The following is a 15,786-nucleotide window of genomic DNA, read 5'->3' as shown; positions in this document are numbered from 1 at the left end:
ATCGAGGCGATTATGTGATCTACAACGTAAAGGCGCTCACGCGGGCACCGCCAGCAGCCACATGCGGTCCTCGGTCAGGAACCGCTCCAGCCGCAACCCGGCCCCGGCCAGCTCCGCCGCCAGCTCCTCGTCGGTGAGCCGCTTGGAGGCGAACGACTGCGTCCACACGCTGCCGCCGGCGTCGCCGGGGCCCTCGTGGGCGTACCGCATCGTCGCGTGGAAGATCCCCGGGGACGTCTCCTCGACCGCCGTCATCGTGATCGTCACGGCGCCGTCCTGCCGGCCGGTCCCCGCGCGCCACCTGTCGTGCCCGTCGGCGGAGATCCACTGGATCAGCACCGCGCCGCCGGGTTTGACGTGCCGCGCGCAGGCGGCCAGGAAGTCGCGCCTGAGCGTGTCGTCCACGGTGTTCACGAGCTGGGAGGCCAGCATGACCGTGTCGAAGCGCTCGTCCAGCCGCAGCTCCTGGACCCGGCCGAGGACCGTCCGCGCGCCGCGGACGCGGGCCAGCATCTCGGGGGACTCGTCCACGGCCACCACGTCGAAACCGCGCTCGACGAGCGCGTGCGTGACCCGGCCTGCGCCCGCGCCCAGCTCCAGGATCGTGCCGCCGGAGGGGGTCACCCGGGCGGCGATCTCCGGCTCGGCGCCGGGTTCGAGCAGGCTGTAGAAGTCGACAGGGGAGCCGTCAGGAGTGATGGGGCCTGGCCCCGTACCGCTGTTCGTCATGGAACGACGCTAACGCCATGATCCGTTTGCCGCGTGGATAGGTATTTTGACATAGCTATGTTTACATACCTATTCTGGACGGCGTGCCCGCTCCCGCCCCTGACGGCCCGGCCGTCACCGCCTCCCCCGAGGTCGTGTCCCGGCTGGGCGCGCTGCTGCCGCGCCTGGCGCGGGCCGTGGAGCGGCGCGTGCGCCTCGAATTCCCGCATCCCCTCCTTCCGGAAGGCCAGCTCGCGCTGGTGCGGCTGGTGAAGGAGCGGCCGGGGATCACCGTGCGCGAGGCGGCGGAGGAGCTGCTGATGAAGCCCAACAACCTCAGCGCCCTGGTGACGCAGCTCGTCGCCCAGGGCGAGCTCGAACGGGTTCCCGACCCGGCCGACCGCCGCCTGGCCCACCTGCACACCACCGAGGAGGCCGACCGGCGGTTCGCGGTCGCCGACGCGCTGACCTCCGGCGTCCTCGGCGACGGCCTGAACGGTTTGAGCGACGACGAGGTCGCGGCCATCGGGCAGGCCCTGCCCGCACTCGACGCCCTGCTCCGCAGGGTGCACCCCGCCGCCGGATGACGCCTCCGGCGGCAGTCAGCTCGTGAGAGCCGTACCGAAGAACAAGGATCTCCCCTTTCATGACACCTCCATCCGTGGACCGTCATAGTGCTCCCTCCACGGACGGCGCGGCCCCCGCCGCGCACCCCGCACGCGTCAATCCCTGGCTCACCCTCGCCGCCGTCTGCTTCGGGCTGTTCATGGTCAGCCTCGACAGCAGCGTGGTGTCCATCGCCAACCCGTACATCAGCGCCGACCTGAACGCGTCGCTGTCGCAGCTGCAGTGGGTGACCAACTCCTACCTGCTGGCGCTCGCCGCGCTGCTGATCCTCGGCGGCAAGCTGGGCGACCGGTTCGGCCGGCGCACCTTCTTCCTCGCCGGCATGGCCGGCTTCGTCCTGTCCTCGGTCGCCATCGGGCTGGTCGGCTCGATCGGCGGGGTCATCGCCTTCCGCGCCGCCCAGGGTGTGTTCGCCGCGCTGATGATGCCCAACACCCTGGGCCTGATCCGCGCGGTCTTCGCGCCGCGGAAGTTCGGGATGGCGGTGGGCCTCTGGGCGATGGTCTCCTCCGTCTCCACCGCGCTGGGCCCCATCGTCGGCGGGCTGCTCGTCGAGCGCGTGGGCTGGGAGTGGGTCTTCTACATCAACGCACCGATCGGCCTGGCCGGCCTCGTCTTCGGCCTGCGCGTGCTGCCCAGGACCAAGCCGGCCGGCGGACGGGAGCGCTTCGATGTCACGGGCGTGATCCTGCTCGCCCTCGGCATGCTCATCCTGGTCTTCGGCGTGGTCAAGGGCGAGACCTGGGGCTGGGGCTCGGCCGCCACGCTCGGCTGCCTGGCGCTCGGCCTCCTGGTCCTCGCCGGGTTCGGCCTCTTCGAGGCCCGGCGCCGGCACCCGCTGCTGCCCATGCGGCTGTTCAGGAACCCGTCGCTGACGGCCGGCACGATCATCACCGCGCTGAACTTCTTCGTGCTGCTCGGCGTGATCTTCCTGCTCATGCTCTACCTGCAGAACGTGCGCGGATACAGCGCGGTGATGACCGGCGTCTACACGCTGCCGCTCAGCCTCGCCTCCATCGTCGCGCCGCCCATCGGCGCCAAGCTCACCGAGCGCTTCGGCCCCCGGCTGACCATGCCGCTGGGCATGGCGTCGCAGGCCGTGGCCGCGTTCTCGCTCCTGGGGGCGGGGACGAGCTCGTCCTACCACTCCCTGTGGCCCGGGTTCGTCCTGCTGGGGCTGGGGGTCGGGCTGGTGATGTCCGCCTCGTCCGAGGCCGTCGTCGGCAACGCGCCGGTCCGTGACGCGGGCGTCGCGGGCGGCCTGCAGACCACGGCGCTGCAGCTGGGCGGCGCGCTGGGCACCTCCGTGCTGGCCTCGATCCTGGCGGGCAAGGCGGGCGCCACCCTGTTCGGCGCGCTCACCGGCGCGGGCACCCCCGCCGCCACCGCCCGCGAGCTGGAGGGGGCCGTGAGCGCGGTCGCCCAGGGCGTCGCCCCGGTCACCGCCGCCATGCCGCAGGCGCTGAAGGCCGCCGTCATCGAGGGCAGCCACCAGGCGTTCGTGGCCGGGTTCCACACCGCGCTGACCGTCACCGGCGTGCTGTGCGTCGCGGGCGCGGTCGCGGCGGCGCTGACCGTCCGGCGCGGCCAGGCCCCCGCCGACGTCCCGGCCGCCCACTGACAGTCCCTCTCGTACGGGCCGGCCCGGTTGACAGCGGGCCGGTCCTGGCACGAGAGTCGGGCGCCATGATCGGACGAAGAGCCTTATTCGGCGGCACGGCGGCGATGCTGGCCGGGCACGCGTTCACCCGGCCCTCGGCACTGCCCGCCTACGTGGCCGGCTCCAAGATCCAGCAACTGCTGAACGCCGCGAGAGACGGCCAGGGGACCAAGGACGCGGCCGGCCGGTACGTGGCCAAGGTCCCCAAGGCCACCTACCTCCTCACCCAGCCGCTGATCGTCTACCGCAACACCCACCTGGACGCCACGGACGCCAGGATCGTGGCCAGGTTCCCCGCCACCGGCGTCAAGCACACCATGGTGCTCAACGCGGTCGGCGCCACCACCGGCGGCTACGCGGCCGCCGGCAACATCGCCGTCACCGGCGGCAGCTGGGACCCCGTGTGGGACTTCGTCCAGCGCGGCGTGCCCGGCCAGGCGCCCGCCATGAACGGGATCACCTTCGTGCACGCCAGCGACGTGCTCATCCAGGACGTCACCATGTGGAACGTCAAATGGTGGCACGGGATCGAGCTCAACGCCGTACGCCGCGGCACGGTGCGCGGATGCGCGCTCAAAGGCTGGATCGCCGACCCCGGCCAGGGGCTGTGGCACGGCGAGGCCGTCCAGCTCGACCTGCCCGCGGGCGGCAACACCTGGGGCGGCGCCAGCGACCTGACCCCCTGCACCGACATCCTGCTGAGCGGCAACACCTGCGACACCTCCGGCTCGCAGGCGGGGTGGGGCCAGTTCACCGGCTCCCACACCTCCGACCCCGCCCATCCGCACACCCGCGTGCGGATCGAGGGCAACGTCGTGCGCAACACCCGCTGGGACGGCATCGCCACGCTCAACGCCCAGAACGTGCGCATCGCCGACAACGAGCTGGACTCCTGCGCCGGCGGCGTCTACGTCAAGTCCGTCGACGGCGCCGCCCTGCGCACGGTGGAGATCACCGGCAACCGCGTGAGCAACACCGGGGCGCGCGACGCCATCGCCGTCCGCGCCGACGCCGCGCCCATCACCGACGTGGTGGTGACCGGCAACGTCGTCACCGGCGGCCAGGACCCGTGCGGCAAGGTCCGCTACTACGGCGCGGTCACCGCCCGGCCGGGCACCCAGCTCGACTGCCAACCCTGACGCGATCCACCCGCGCACCCGGCCCGCGCACCCGGCCCGCGCACCCGGCCCGCGCACCCGGCCCGGGGACGCGAACCGCCCCGCGCGCCGCGCACGATCCGGGCGAGGGGCGGCCGGCCACCCGGCCGCGCCGCCCTTCCTCACCGGACCGGCGTGCCGCCCTTCCCCCGGATCGGCGTGCCGCCTGTGCTCACCGGACCGGCGGCCGTGCCGCCTTCTGAGCGCCGAAGAAGCCGGCCAGGGCGGCGGCGAGCTCGTCCGGAGCCTCCTCGGCCATGTGGTGCCCGGAGTCGATGCCGTGCCCGCGCACGTCCTCCGCCCAGTCCCGCCAGATCCGCAGCGGGTCCCCGTACAGCTCCTCGAGATCGTCCTTGAGCGACCACAGGATCAACGCGGGACAGCGCAGCCGCGCGCCGGCCGCCCGGTCGTCCTCCTCGTGGCGCCGGTCGACGGTGAGCCCGGCCCGGTAGTCCTCCAGCATGGCCCGCACCACCTCGGGGTTCCTGGTGGCCGCGCGCCATTCGTCGTAGTTCTCCTGCCCCATGCTCAGCGGGTCGCCGTGGTACCAGCCGTCGGGGTCGGCGTTGATGACGCGTTCGGGGATGCCGGGCTGGGCGAAGAAGAACCAGTGCCACCACCGCGTCGCGAACGACGGGGTGATGCGCGAGAGGTGCTCGCTGATCGGGATGGAGTCCAGGAGCGCGACGCGCGAGACGCTCTCCGGGTGGTCCAGGGCGAGCCGCAGCGCGACGTAGCTGCCCCGGTCGTGCCCGGCGAGCGCGAAACGCCGGTGGCCGAGCGCGCGCATCACCGCCATCAGGTCACCCGCGACGGCCCGTTTGGAGTGCGCCGAGTGGTCCGGGGCGGGCGCCGGGCCGCGGGAGCGGCCGTATCCCCTCAGGTCGGGGCACACGACGGTGAAGCCCTCGGCCACCAGCCGGGGGGCGACCCGGTGCCACGTGGCCGAGGTCCGGGGGTGGCCGTGGAGCAGCAGCACGGGCGGCCCCTCGCCGCCGTGGCGGGTGAAGACGTCCGCGCCCTCGACCCGGATCAGCTCGGCCTCGAAGTCCTCGAACAACGTCTCAGCCCCTTACCGGGGTCGCGCGGCGCGATGGCCCGATCCTCATGATGACCTTCTCCTCACTGCGGGCCGCACGGAGCGGCCGCACGCGGGCCACTTCCCCGTCCGGCCCGGTGAATGCCTCCCCGCCCGGCGCGCCGGAGGCCCGGGCTCATGGGGACGGCGGCGTCCGGCGGGCGGCGGCCTCGAAGAGCAGGTGCTCGCGGCCGGGGCGGCAGATGAGCTGCAGCCCCACCGGCAGGCCGTCCACGGTCCCGGACGGCACGGTCAGGGCGGGGCGTCCGGTCAGGTTCCACGGGCTGGTCAGCGCGAGCAGGGCGGCGCGCACGGCGACGATCTCGCCGTCCAGCTCGATCTCCCGCACCTGGAGCAGGGGCGCGGTGATCGGCACGGCGGGCAGCGCGATCACGTCATGGTGCTCGAACAGCGCGGCGACGGCCGCGGCCAGCCGCGGCCGCGCCTCCATGGCCTGGACGTACTTCCAGCCGGGCACCTCGGCGGCGGCGCGCAGCCGCTCGGCCACCTCGGGGTCGAACAGCTCCGGCGCCCCTGCCAGCCGCGGCCCGTGCACGGCCGCCGTCTCGCAGCTCTGGATCACCGTGTACGCCTCCCTGAACGCCTCGGCGGTCCCCGGAAGCAGCCGGACCTCCTCCCGCGCCCCCGACGCCGCGCGCACCACGCTCGCCACCCGCGCGGCGGCCGCGGAGAGCCCGGCGGGCAGTCCGGCGAGCAGCCCGGCGGGGTCCAGCCACGCCACGCGCACGGCGCAGGCGTCCTGGGCCGGCTCGGGGAGGGCGTCCTCCGGGATCCCGGCCAGGCAGCGGTAGGCGATCAGGCAGTCGCGCTCGTCGCCCGCGAGGACGCCGACGTGGTCGAGGCTGCGCGACAGGGGGAAGACGCCCTCCTCGGGGATCGCCCCGTAGGCCGGCTTGAACCCGGCGACCCCGCACAGAGCGGCCGGGATGCGGACGGAGCCGCCCGTGTCCGTGCCGAGCGCCAGCGGCACCATGCCCGCCGCCACGGCCGCGGCGCTGCCGCCGCTGGAGCCGCCCGACATGCGGGCCGGATCCCAGGGGTTGCGCGACGGGCCGTTCGCGGAGCGGTCGCCGGTGGGGCCGTAAGCGAACTCGTGGGTCGTGGTCTTGCCGACGACCACCGCCCCGGCGCGGCGCAGGCGCGTGACGCACACGGCGTCGGCGTCCGGGACGTGACCGGCGAAGTGCCGCGAACCCCTGGCCGACGGCAGCCCCGCGACGTCGATGAGATCCTTCACCCCGACGGGCACGCCGTGCAGCGGGCCCCGGTCGGTGCCGGCGGCCAGCTCGTCGTCCGCCCGCCGCGCCGCGGCCCGCGCGCCGTCGGCGTCCACGGTGACGAACGCGTTGAGCGGCGGATCGAGCTTGGCGACGGCGTCGAGCGCCTGCTCGACCAGCTCGGCCGAGCTGGTCCGCCCTTCGCGCAGGTCCTGGGCGAGGCCGGTGACGGTACGGCCGGTGAACGGGCCGGGGGAGACGGGCATGGAGTCCTTTCCCTGCCTTCACGACGTTCGGAACAGGTCCACTGATATCACTACGGCGGCCGGTGGGGTCGGCCGCCCCGGCCCCGCCCGCACCGCCCGGCCGCGCGGCGGGCGGCTCCCGGGCGGGCCCGAGAACCTCGGGCGAACCGGCTCTCCGGCCGCCGCCTTCGCATTACTGTGGACGGTGAACGGCACCATGACATCGCAGTCCGGCCGGACTCCACGGGGGACACCATGCTCGTGATCGTCGCGCAGCGTCACGGCCCGCTGCGCGCCGTAGCGAGGGTGATATGTCCCCCTTGAGTGTGGACGAGCGCCGGCTGGTCACCGGCGTCCTGGTCACCGTGGCCGGTGAGGCCGACTCCACGAACGCCGACTGGCTGGAGTCCTCCGTCGAGAGCGCCCGCAGGCCGGGGGAGCCGCTGGTGCTCGATCTGAGCGGGCTGACGTTCATGGACAGCAGCGGCCTTCAGGTGCTGCTCCGGCTCAACGCCGCCACCCGCGTGCAGGGCGGCGTCCTGCACCTGGCGGCCGTCCAGGATCTGCCGGCCCGCGTGCTGCAGATCTCCGGCGTCTGGGACGCCCTGAACATCCACACCGGCGTCGAGGAGGCCGTCGCCGTGGTGTTGCACGATCACGAAACCCGTCTTCAGGAGCGCCAGTGATCCTCACCAGCCGCCATCTCGCCGGCGCGACGCTGATCTCCGTGTCCGGCGAGGTCGACACCACCACCTCCGCCGAGCTGGAGTGCTACATCGACCAGGTGCGCCGCCGGCTCGACGAGCACCTGATCGTGGATGTGAGCCGGCTGACCTTCATGGACAGCTCCGGCCTGGCCGTCCTGCTCGCCGCCGCCGCGCTGGCCCGCGTCCACGGTGTCGCCCTGCACGTGGCCGGGCTGCAGCCGAGCCCGGCCCGGCTGCTGGAGATCACCGGCGCGAGGCAGGCCATGGTCGTGCACGACGACGTGGAGCAGGCGATCGCCGCCGCCCAGCGCGCCGCGGCGTTCCCGGCCCGGCTGATCGCGCCGCCGGGCGACGGGTCCTTCCTGCGCGAGGGATGACCCGGCCGCACCACGTGCCGTGACCGTTCCCGGGCTGCTACAGCCGGGCGGCGCGGTCGAGGAGCGCGCGGCGCTCGGAGCCGGCGGAGCTGAGGCCGGCGGCCCGCCGGAAGAGGGCGGCGGCGCGGGCGCGGTCGCCGAGCCGGGCGGTGAGATCGGCCTCGGCGGCGACCGCGTGGGGGTGGTCGTCGAGCGTGCCGCCGGTGCGGGCCGCGGCGAGCAGTGCCAGCCCCGCCGCCGGTCCGTGCGCGTAGCCGTGTGCCACGGCCCGGTTCAGCTCGATCACGGGGGAGCGCTGGAGTCGGGCGAGCCCGTCGTACCATCGCGCGATCGCCGCCCAGTCGGTGGCCTCGGCGGACGCGGCGGTGGCGTGGCAGGCCGCGATCCTGGCCTGCAGCGCGTACGGGCCGTCCGGCGTCGTCCTGGCCAGCACGCCGAGCCCTTCGGCGATCGCGGCGTGATCCCAGCGGGACCGGTCCTGCCGGTCGAGGGTGAGCAGGTCGCCGGCGTCGTCGCGGCGGGAGTCGCGCCGCGAGTGCTGGAACAGGAACAGGGCCAGCAGCCCGGAGACCTCGGACCGGCCGGGCAGGAGCCGGTCCAGCAGCCGCGCCAGGCGGATGGCCTCCTCGGCGAACGCGGGCTGCCCGTCGGCGTCGTACCCGCGGGTGAACAGCAGGTACAGCACGGCGAGCACCCCGGGCAGGCGCTCGGCGAGCGCCGGGCCGGCCGGCACCCGGTACGGGATGCCGGCATCGGCGATCTTCGTCTTGGCGCGGGTCAGGCGGCGGGTCATGGCCGATTCGCTGACCAGCAGGGCCCGCGCTATGTCGGCGGTCGGCACCCCGCAGACCGTCCGCAACGTCAGGCCCACGCGCGCCTCCAGCGGGAGCGCCGGGTGGCAGCAGGTGAAGATCAGCCGCAGCCGGTCGTCCACGACGTCCTCCTTCGCCGGCGCGGGGGCCGGATCGCCCGGATCGGTGAGCGAGAGCAGCGCCACCTCCCGCAGCTTGCGCCGCTCGGTGGAGGCGCGCCGCAGCACGTCGATCGCACGGTTGCGGGCCACGGTCATGAGCCAGCCCCCGGGGTTGGCGGGCACGCCGTCCTCGGGCCAGCGTTCGAGGGCGAGCGCCAGCGCCTCCTGGGCGCAGTCCTCGGCCAGCGTCCAGTCGCCGGTGACCCGGATCAGCGCGGCGGCGATCCGGGCGAAGGTTTCCCGGCCGGCGGCGGCGACGGCCCGCGCCGCGTCGCCGTCGGCCGGGGTCGCCTCAGTCACGCGGCGCAGCGTCCTCGACGTGGAACGGGCGCAGCTCCAGCCGCCCCGCGCGGGCCATCGGGTGGGCGCGGGCCACCTCGATCGCCTCGTCCAGATCGGCGCACTCGAGCACGTCGTAGCCCACGATCACCTCCTTGACCTCGGCGAACGGGCCATCGGATACCAGCAGCTCACCCTCGCGCACCCGGACGGTGGTGGCCGCCGACGTGGGGGCCAGCCGGTCGCCGTGCAGGCGGCGGCCACGGGCGTCGTTCTCGGCCACCCACACCTCGATGTCGGGCCAGCCTGCGGTGTCGGTGTCCGGCGCGGTGTCGGTGCAGACGAACATCATGTACTTCATTCCTGTGCCCCTTCTGTCGGAGTGTCATCAGGATGACGAACGGGCGCGGCCGTTCCGGACACGGGCCCGGCGGGAATGTCTCCGGTCGTCCTGGGGGCGGGGCGCGGGGCCGCCAGGTCGGTGACGGTCCCGGCCGTGCTGGTGGCCGCCAGCGCGGTGGCCAGCAGGATGAGCTGATTGAGCACCTTGAGGAACAGCAGCATCCCGGCGGCCCCCGCGACGACCTGGTAGGCGGGGTTGGCCACGGTGAGGTTGACGTAGGCCTGGCCGAGGGACTTGAGGATCTCCAGGCCGACGGTGATGACGAGCGCCGGGCCGATCACGCGGCGCAGCGGCAGCCGCAGCCGGGGCGGCGCGGTCAGCAGCGCCATGGCCAGGAGGGTGTTGACGCCCAGCCCGAGCACGATCCCGGCCGCGGTGAGCACCCACTGGGCCGGCAGGGCCTCCGGGCCCACGGTGAGCACGGCCAGCCAGGTGAGCAGCCGCTCGGCGGCGAACGCGACGGCGAGCGACAGGGCGAGCAGCAGCCCGAGACCGGCCACCACGCCCAGGTCGATGAGCTGGCGCAGGAAGAAGTTGCCTGGATACTGCTCCACCCGCCAGATCGCCCGGGTGGCCGAGCGCAGGCTGTCCATCCAGAACAGGCCGGTGAGCGGCAGCGCGACGAACGCCACCGCGCCCGCCGTGCCCCGCGCGTCCCGCAGGGCCTGGACGTCGAGACGCGGGAAGTTCTCGCTGAGGTACTGCTGGACCGTGGCCAGCACCGTCGGGTCGTCCAGGACCCGGCCGAGGATCGCGAAGGCCAGCAGGGCCAGCGAGAACGTGGCGAAGAAGGTGTAATAGGTGAGCGCGGCCGATAACCGGCCGGCGTCGGCCTCGTCGTAGCGGACCACGGCGCGTACCAGGTGGTCCAGCCAGCCGTGGCGGTCGCGGGCGCGCCGCCAGCCTGCCGCCAGCCCCTTGGCCGATCGCCGGATCGGCCCGGTGGCGTTCATGATGGATGGTCCTTCCGCGGGGCTCGCGTGAATGCCGGCAAACGGATGCCGTCGTGACGTCACGGTTCACCGTATCGCTCCGCTTGAACCACATGCATGATCGTTTAAGGCATTGTGCCGGACATGTCGGATCCAGCGGGGTTCCGCGTCAGCGGGCTCTTTCGCAGGCGGGTGCCGGAGGCGCCCCGGGGCCGCCCGCCGTACCGGAGATGGCGCCGCATCCGGCGGCGAGGAGCACGGCGAGAGCGGCGGCCAGGACGAGGGTCCGGAGTCCGAGGAGAGCTCCGCGTGGTGTCAGTGGTGTCATGCGTTCACCTTCGCGCCGGAAGCGAAGGGTTTGCTCCCCCGAAAGAGGCACGGCTCGGCGCTCATCGGGGGACCGCTTCGCCCATAGACCGGGCACGCGGGCGGCGAGCCGCTACGCTCCACATGGCCACGCACAGTGACCATCAGGCGCCAATCCCGGGTCTCCCCCCGAGACCGGCCGGGAGAGATCGTGGGGAGACCGGCGACGCCGGCCGAACCGGAGTCCGCCCGGCACCACTGATCACCCTGGGAGGCAGAGATCAACGAGCGCGTACACCAAGCGATGAGATGGGCCCGCACCCGCCGCCGCCTGCCCCGCGAGGCCCGCCGGCTGCTGGGCGCGGTCGCCGGCCTCGGGGCACTGCTCCCCGTCTACTACCTGACCGAGGCCGCGGCCAGGGCCCTGCGCACCGGCAACGCCGCGTTCGGCCCCGCGCCGGCGGGCCTCGGCTACCTGCTGGGCGCGGCCGTCCTCGTCACGCTCCTGACCGCCTGGCCCCCGGCGGCGCTCGCCTGCGGCCTGCCGCTGGCCGCCGCGGGCGTGCTGTTCGCACTCGACCTGGACGCCGCGCTCGGCGTGGCGGCCAAGCTGCCCTGGTCGGCGGCCGGCGGCCTGCCGTGGTCGCAGCCGGACGGCCTGGCGTGGGCCGAGCTGGGCGAGCCCCCGGGCACGCTGGCCGGGATGACCGGGCTCTACACGATCATCGGTGTGGTGCTGGTGCTCTCGGCGCTGCTGCCCGGCCGCCTGCGATCTATCCTTGACCCGTGAGTGGACGGGATCCGGATCGGCGCAGGACGCTGCTCGACGCGGCCGACCGGGTCATCCTCAGCGAGGGCCCCGAGGTGTCGATGGCGGCCATCGCCGCGGAGGCCGGCATCACCAAGCCGATCCTCTACCGTCACTTCGGCGACAAGAGCGGCCTGCTCCAGGCGCTGGCCGACCGGCATGTCCGCACGGTCATCGCCCAGCTGCGGCCCAAGCTCGCCGAGACGGACGCCGACCTGCGCAGCAGGGCCAGGTCGGCGATCGCCGCCTACCTCGACCTGATCTCGGCCAACCTCAATCTCTACCGGTTCCTGTTCCACCGGGCCAGCGCCGAGGACACCAGGATCCGCTCCCACATGACCTCGCTCGTGCGCAGCCTGGGCGAGGAGCTCGGCGCGATGCTGGCCGCCGAGCGCGTGGTCCCGGACCCGGTGCGGGCGCAGGTGCTCGGGCACGCGTTCGTGGGCATGGTGCAGACGACCGGCGACTGGTGGCTGGAGCATCCGGAAGTGGACCGGGCGCAGGTGGTGGAGGGCCTGGTCGACGTGATCGCCGCGGCGATCAGTCCCCGAACCTCGAGAGCCTCCCACACCGCCGGGCGTGGCTGAGCGCCCAGGCGAACAGCCCGAGCGTCGCGGCCAGATAGCCGGCGTCGAGCGCGGCGGCCCAGGCGAGCCGGTCCCACGGCACCGCGCCGCCCGCCATGACCGTGCGCATGCCCTCGAAGACGTGCGAGGCCGGCAGGAGCCACGACACGGCCTGCAGCGGCGCGGGCAGCACCGAGACCGGGTAGAAGATCCCGGCCAGCGGTTGCACCACGAACACCAGCGACCAGGCGATCACCTGCGCGTTCTCGCCGAAGCGGAGCACCGCCGCGATGCCGACCAGCCCCAGCGACCAGCCGAGCACGAGCAGCACCGCCATGAACGGCACCAGCCCAACGCCGAGGCTCGTCACCCCGAACCCGTAGAGGGCCAGGGCCAGCCCGGCCATCACCGTGACCGCGAACGCCACCTTGCCCAGCGAGAACAGCACGAGCCCGACCAGGTATTCGACGCTGGACAGCGGGCTGACCTGCACGTTGAGCAGATTGCGCGACCAGATGTCCTCCAGGAAGGCCAGCGAGATCTCGTTGCTCGCCTTCTGCAGCACCTGCCACAGCAGCACGGCGCCGAGCAGGAACGACACCACGAACGGCACCCGCTGCGTCTGCAGGAAGACCGTGAGGAACCCCCACAGCACCAGCTCCACGGTCGGCCAGAACAGGATCTCGAACGTCCGGATGGGGCTGCGGCGCAGCGCCGCGAAGTCGCGCCGGACGACGCCGAGCACCCGGGCGCGCCGCGCCGCCAGGCTCAGGGGCGGCAGGAGCAGAGAAGCAGGGGGAGTCGTCATCCGCGTGCCACCTTCAGGAAGACCTCTTCCAGGTCCTCGGCCTCGTAGCGCCCGGCCAGCTCCTCGGCGCTGCCGGTCGCCACGACCAGGCCGTCGGCCATGAAGTGGATCCGGTCGCACATGCGCTCGACCTCGCGCATGTTGTGCGAGGTGATCAGCATGGCGCTGCCGTTCTCCCTGGCCAGCCTGGACAGCAGGCCGCGGATGCGGTCGCCCGCGTCGGGGTCGAGGTTGGCCGTGGGCTCGTCGAGCACCAGCAGCCTGGGCGCGTTGAGCAGCGCCTTGGCGAGCTGCACGCGGGTGCGCTGGCCGGACGACAGGCCCAGCACCCGCCGTCTGGCGATCGCGCCCAGCTCGAACAGCTCGATGACCTCGGCCACCCGCTCGCGGGGGCGGCGCAGGGCGTAGAGCCGGGCGAACACGTCGAGCACCTCGTGCACGCGCAGCACCCCGGGCAGGTCCACGTAGCTGGCGGCGAAGTTGACCTGGCTCAGCGCCTCGGTCCGGTGCCTGGCCAGCTCCAGCCCGAACAGCTCGATGCCGCCCGCGTCGGGGGTGATCAGGCCGAGCAGCATGTGCAGCGTGGTCGACTTGCCCGCGCCGTTGGGGCCGAGCAGCCCGACGACCTCGCCCTCGCGCACGGTCAGGCTCAGGTCGCGGACCGCGGTGACCGCTCCGAACCGCTTCACCAGATGGGACGCCTCGAGGATGGCCACCGGTCAAGAGTGCGTTCACAGGGGACGCTGAGGCAACGGGTTTTCCGCGCGCTCGCGCAGCATCCCGAGCAGGTCCCATTCGTTCTCGCACACCCGGCGGCCGATCGCCGCCAGCTCCACGGAGGAGGCGCCGCCGCGCAGGTGCCGCATGGTCTGCATGACGCAGATGATCCCCCACTTGAGCACCCCGAAGGTCTCCCACCAGCGCAGCGCGTCCCGGTCGACCGGCTGCCCGGCGGCCCGCTCGTAGGCGCCGACGAGGTCGTCGTAGCCGCCGAAACCGCCCACCGGCAGCGGCGAGCCGAACCGCCACGCCTTCACGCACAGCCACCCGAGGTCCTCCAGCGGGTCGCCGAGGTGGGCCAGCTCCCAGTCGAGCACCGCCCTGATCCCCTCGGGCCCGACGATCAGGTTGCCGTTGCGGAAGTCGCCGTGCACGACCGTACGCCGAGTGCCGGGCGGCCGGCAGGCCGCCAGCCGCCGCAGCGCCAGCTCGAACACCGGGTGCGGCTCGCCGAGCAGGTCGAGCACGTCCCGCCAGCGCTCCAGGGGATCCTCCGCCGCCTCCCCGGGCACGCAGGAGAGCGGCATCCGGTGGATCGCGGCCAGCGCCTGCCCGCACTGCGCGGCCAGCAGCGGCCGGGCCGCCGCGTACGCCTCGTCCCTGAGGATCTTGCGCGGGATCGTCTCGCCGGGGACGCGGGTCATCAGGATGTGCGACTCGCCGCACGCGACGATCCGCGGCACCGGCACGCCGGCGTCGTATGCGGCCCGCATCAGCGTGGCCTCGGCGGCCAGCCCGGCGCCGGTCTCCGGAGCGGCGCCGGGGGAGTCGAGCCGCAGGACGAGCTCGTGCGTGCGCCCGTCGGGGGTGACGACGTCCAGGGCCCACGTCTCCCGGGACGCGCCGCCCGGCAGCCGCACGCTGGACGTGACCACCGCGCCGGCGCCGAAGGCCGCGCCGGCGATCGCGTGGGGATCCGTCATCGCAGGCCGAACTCCCAGGTGCCGCCCGCCGCGTACGTGCCGAGGATCCGCCGGCCCACGGAGTCGATGTGCACCTCGTCGGGACCGTCGTAGATCCGGCCGGCCCGCGCGTGCCGGTACATGCGATCCAGCGGCGTGTCCGGGGTCAGGCCGGCGGCGCCGTACACCTGGATGGCCCGGTCGATCACGTTGTGCAGCATGCGCGCGCCCACCACCTTGATGGCGCCGATTTCGACCCTGGCCTGCGAGCCCGCGTCGATGGCCTCGGCGGCGTGCAGCGTCAGCAGCCTGGCGGCCTGGATCTCGGTGTAGGAGTCGAACACGTGCTGGCGCATGAGCTGCTTGGCCGCCAGCGGCTCGCCGAACGCGGTCCGCTCGTGCAGCCTGCGGCACATCAGGTCGAACGCCCGCTGCGCCTGCCCCAGCCAGCGCATGCAGTGGAAGATCCGGCCGGGCCCGAGCCGCTTCTGCGCGATGACGAACCCCTGGCCCCGGCCGCCGAGCAGGTTCGAGGCGGGCACGCGGACGTCCTCGTAGCGGACCTCGCAATGCGCCCCGCCGAGCCCCAGGACGGGCGTCTCGCGGACGATCGTGTAGCCGGGGGTGTCCGTCGGCACCAGGATCATCGAGAAGGCCAGGTGCGGCGGCGCGTCCTGCTCGGTCCGGCACATCACGGTCGTGTACGCGGCCAGGGACGCCCCGGTCGTGAACCACTTGTGCCCGTTGATCACCCATTCGTCGCCGTCCAGCACCGCGGACGTCGTGATCTGGGTGGGGTCGCTGCTCGACACCGCCGGCTCGGTCATCGCGAAGCTCGGCGAGATGTCACCCCGTACCAGGGGCTCCAGATACCGTTCGCGCTGCCCGGGCGAGGCGTGCTCGTAGAGCATCAGCGAGTCCTGCAACGTGAACGTGCCCAGCGCGAGCTGCCCGAACTCGCTGCGCCCCTGCACCTCGTTGACGTAGACGTAGTCGAGGAACGGCAGCCCGCCGCCGCCCAGCTCGCGCGGGTGGCCGAGAGCCCACAGGCCCTCCTTCTTCGCCTCGGCCCGCAGCTCCTCCATGGCCGCCGCGGCGGGCGCGCCGCCCTCGTGCAGCACCGGCTCGGCGGGCTCGACCCGCTCGGTCATGAACGCGTGTACGGCGTCGCGAACCGGTCGGACGCTGTCAGGCACGGCGAAGCTCATGAAGCGATCTCAACCCCAAACCGT

17 protein-coding genes are annotated in these 15,786 nt (G+C 73.5%); 7 read left to right on the top strand and 10 right to left on the bottom strand.

Features of this window, described 5'->3' with window-relative positions:
- Window positions 1–36 precede the first annotated feature (36 nt).
- Entirely contained in the window at window positions 37–729 is a 693-nt protein-coding gene (locus ETD85_RS10365; RefSeq protein WP_138689420.1) for a class I SAM-dependent methyltransferase, read from the bottom strand.
- Between the two features lie 83 nt (window positions 730–812).
- Between ETD85_RS10365 and ETD85_RS10360 the strand changes: the two genes are divergently transcribed.
- The 3 genes from ETD85_RS10360 to ETD85_RS10350 all read left to right on the top strand — a co-directional run bounded on the left by ETD85_RS10360 (window position 813) and on the right by ETD85_RS10350 (window position 4,134).
- Window positions 813–1,295, top strand: a complete 483-nt coding sequence (locus ETD85_RS10360; protein WP_138689419.1) for a MarR family winged helix-turn-helix transcriptional regulator — start codon at window positions 813–815, stop codon at window positions 1,293–1,295.
- Window positions 1,296–1,354: 59 nt separating this feature from the next.
- Window positions 1,355–2,956, top strand: coding sequence for an MFS transporter (locus tag ETD85_RS10355; RefSeq protein WP_138689418.1), 1,602 nt, complete (start codon window positions 1,355–1,357; stop codon window positions 2,954–2,956).
- A gap of 65 nt (window positions 2,957–3,021) precedes the next feature.
- A complete protein-coding gene (locus ETD85_RS10350; RefSeq protein ID WP_138689417.1) occupies window positions 3,022–4,134 on the top strand; it encodes a right-handed parallel beta-helix repeat-containing protein in 1,113 nt (370 codons plus the stop codon).
- A gap of 190 nt (window positions 4,135–4,324) precedes the next feature.
- On the opposite strand, the gene ETD85_RS10345 is transcribed toward ETD85_RS10350, so the two are convergent.
- Window positions 4,325–5,212, bottom strand: coding sequence for an alpha/beta fold hydrolase (locus tag ETD85_RS10345; protein ID WP_138689416.1), 888 nt, complete (start codon window positions 5,210–5,212; stop codon window positions 4,325–4,327).
- A 154-nt stretch (window positions 5,213–5,366) separates the two neighbouring features.
- The gene (locus ETD85_RS10340) at window positions 5,367–6,734 is read right to left on the bottom strand and encodes an amidase (RefSeq protein ID WP_138689415.1); all 1,368 of its coding nucleotides are present in this window, start codon (window positions 6,732–6,734) and stop codon (window positions 5,367–5,369) included.
- Between the two features lie 290 nt (window positions 6,735–7,024).
- Here ETD85_RS10340 and ETD85_RS10335 point away from each other — a divergent pair, with 290 nt between their 5' ends.
- The gene (locus ETD85_RS10335) at window positions 7,025–7,399 is read left to right on the top strand and encodes an STAS domain-containing protein (RefSeq protein ID WP_138689414.1); all 375 of its coding nucleotides are present in this window, start codon (window positions 7,025–7,027) and stop codon (window positions 7,397–7,399) included.
- Window positions 7,396–7,797, top strand: coding sequence for an STAS domain-containing protein (locus tag ETD85_RS10330; RefSeq protein ID WP_170246615.1), 402 nt, complete (start codon window positions 7,396–7,398; stop codon window positions 7,795–7,797). The genes ETD85_RS10335 and ETD85_RS10330 overlap by 4 nt, the downstream gene beginning before the upstream one ends.
- Before the next feature lie 37 nt (window positions 7,798–7,834).
- Here ETD85_RS10330 and ETD85_RS10325 read toward each other — a convergent pair whose 3' ends face one another.
- From ETD85_RS10325 to ETD85_RS10315, 3 genes are read right to left on the bottom strand one after another with little or no spacing between them, the layout of a single operon-like run.
- Complete coding sequence (locus ETD85_RS10325) at window positions 7,835–9,070, bottom strand: RNA polymerase sigma factor (protein ID WP_138689412.1); 1,236 nt, start codon at window positions 9,068–9,070, stop codon at window positions 7,835–7,837.
- On the bottom strand, window positions 9,063–9,410 hold the full coding sequence (locus ETD85_RS10320; RefSeq protein WP_138689411.1) for a YciI family protein: 348 nt from the start codon (window positions 9,408–9,410) through the stop codon (window positions 9,063–9,065). Before ETD85_RS10320 ends, ETD85_RS10325 begins: the two co-directional genes overlap by 8 nt.
- A complete protein-coding gene (locus ETD85_RS10315) occupies window positions 9,407–10,405 on the bottom strand; it encodes a YihY/virulence factor BrkB family protein (RefSeq protein WP_138689410.1) in 999 nt (332 codons plus the stop codon). The genes ETD85_RS10320 and ETD85_RS10315 overlap by 4 nt, the downstream gene beginning before the upstream one ends.
- A gap of 589 nt (window positions 10,406–10,994) precedes the next feature.
- Here ETD85_RS10315 and ETD85_RS10310 point away from each other — a divergent pair.
- Together ETD85_RS10310 and ETD85_RS10305 are read left to right on the top strand one after the other, a co-directional pair.
- A complete protein-coding gene (locus tag ETD85_RS10310; protein WP_138689409.1) occupies window positions 10,995–11,480 on the top strand; it encodes a hypothetical protein in 486 nt (161 codons plus the stop codon).
- Window positions 11,477–12,085: a TetR/AcrR family transcriptional regulator gene (locus tag ETD85_RS10305; RefSeq protein ID WP_138689408.1), complete on the top strand. Its 609-nt coding sequence runs from the start codon at window positions 11,477–11,479 to the stop codon at window positions 12,083–12,085. The genes ETD85_RS10310 and ETD85_RS10305 overlap by 4 nt, the downstream gene beginning before the upstream one ends.
- Here ETD85_RS10305 and ETD85_RS10300 read toward each other — a convergent pair.
- The 4 genes from ETD85_RS10300 to ETD85_RS10285 are packed head-to-tail and all read right to left on the bottom strand — an operon-like array spanning window position 12,039 to window position 15,762.
- Complete coding sequence (locus tag ETD85_RS10300; protein ID WP_138689407.1) at window positions 12,039–12,872, bottom strand: ABC transporter permease; 834 nt, start codon at window positions 12,870–12,872, stop codon at window positions 12,039–12,041. The two genes, ETD85_RS10305 and ETD85_RS10300, sit on opposite strands and share 47 nt — an antisense overlap.
- The gene (locus tag ETD85_RS10295) at window positions 12,869–13,588 is read right to left on the bottom strand and encodes an ABC transporter ATP-binding protein (RefSeq protein WP_138689406.1); all 720 of its coding nucleotides are present in this window, start codon (window positions 13,586–13,588) and stop codon (window positions 12,869–12,871) included. Before ETD85_RS10295 ends, ETD85_RS10300 begins: the two co-directional genes overlap by 4 nt.
- A gap of 15 nt (window positions 13,589–13,603) precedes the next feature.
- Window positions 13,604–14,575 (bottom strand): phosphotransferase family protein, encoded by a 972-nt coding sequence (locus tag ETD85_RS10290; RefSeq protein WP_138689405.1) that lies wholly within the window; start codon window positions 14,573–14,575, stop codon window positions 13,604–13,606.
- Complete coding sequence (locus tag ETD85_RS10285; RefSeq protein ID WP_138689404.1) at window positions 14,572–15,762, bottom strand: acyl-CoA dehydrogenase family protein; 1,191 nt, start codon at window positions 15,760–15,762, stop codon at window positions 14,572–14,574. The genes ETD85_RS10290 and ETD85_RS10285 overlap by 4 nt, the downstream gene beginning before the upstream one ends.
- Between the last annotated feature and the right edge of the window lie 24 nt (window positions 15,763–15,786).

Source organism: Nonomuraea zeae, from assembly GCF_005889725.1.
Lineage (GTDB): Bacteria > Actinomycetota > Actinomycetes > Streptosporangiales > Streptosporangiaceae > Nonomuraea > Nonomuraea zeae.
Note: the sequence above shows the minus strand (reverse complement) of the source record. Positions and strands in the feature narration are given on the sequence as shown.

What these genes read in the sequence shown, in the direction of transcription:
- ETD85_RS10365 (WP_138689420.1), bottom strand. Translation starts at nt 729, where the DNA reads ATGACGAACAGCGGTACGGGGCCAGGCCCCATCACTCCTGACGGCTCC.
- ETD85_RS10355 (WP_138689418.1), top strand. Translation starts at nt 1,355, where the DNA reads ATGACACCTCCATCCGTGGACCGTCATAGTGCTCCCTCCACGGACGGC.
- ETD85_RS10310 (WP_138689409.1), top strand. Translation starts at nt 10,995, where the DNA reads ATGAGATGGGCCCGCACCCGCCGCCGCCTGCCCCGCGAGGCCCGCCGG.
- ETD85_RS10350 (WP_138689417.1), top strand. Translation starts at nt 3,022, where the DNA reads ATGATCGGACGAAGAGCCTTATTCGGCGGCACGGCGGCGATGCTGGCC.
- ETD85_RS10340 (WP_138689415.1), bottom strand. Translation starts at nt 6,734, where the DNA reads ATGCCCGTCTCCCCCGGCCCGTTCACCGGCCGTACCGTCACCGGCCTC.
- ETD85_RS10320 (WP_138689411.1), bottom strand. Translation starts at nt 9,410, where the DNA reads ATGAAGTACATGATGTTCGTCTGCACCGACACCGCGCCGGACACCGAC.
- ETD85_RS10285 (WP_138689404.1), bottom strand. Translation starts at nt 15,762, where the DNA reads ATGAGCTTCGCCGTGCCTGACAGCGTCCGACCGGTTCGCGACGCCGTA.
- ETD85_RS10300 (WP_138689407.1), bottom strand. Translation starts at nt 12,872, where the DNA reads ATGACGACTCCCCCTGCTTCTCTGCTCCTGCCGCCCCTGAGCCTGGCG.
- ETD85_RS10315 (WP_138689410.1), bottom strand. Translation starts at nt 10,405, where the DNA reads ATGAACGCCACCGGGCCGATCCGGCGATCGGCCAAGGGGCTGGCGGCA.
- ETD85_RS10290 (WP_138689405.1), bottom strand. Translation starts at nt 14,575, where the DNA reads ATGACGGATCCCCACGCGATCGCCGGCGCGGCCTTCGGCGCCGGCGCG.
- ETD85_RS10335 (WP_138689414.1), top strand. Translation starts at nt 7,025, where the DNA reads ATGTCCCCCTTGAGTGTGGACGAGCGCCGGCTGGTCACCGGCGTCCTG.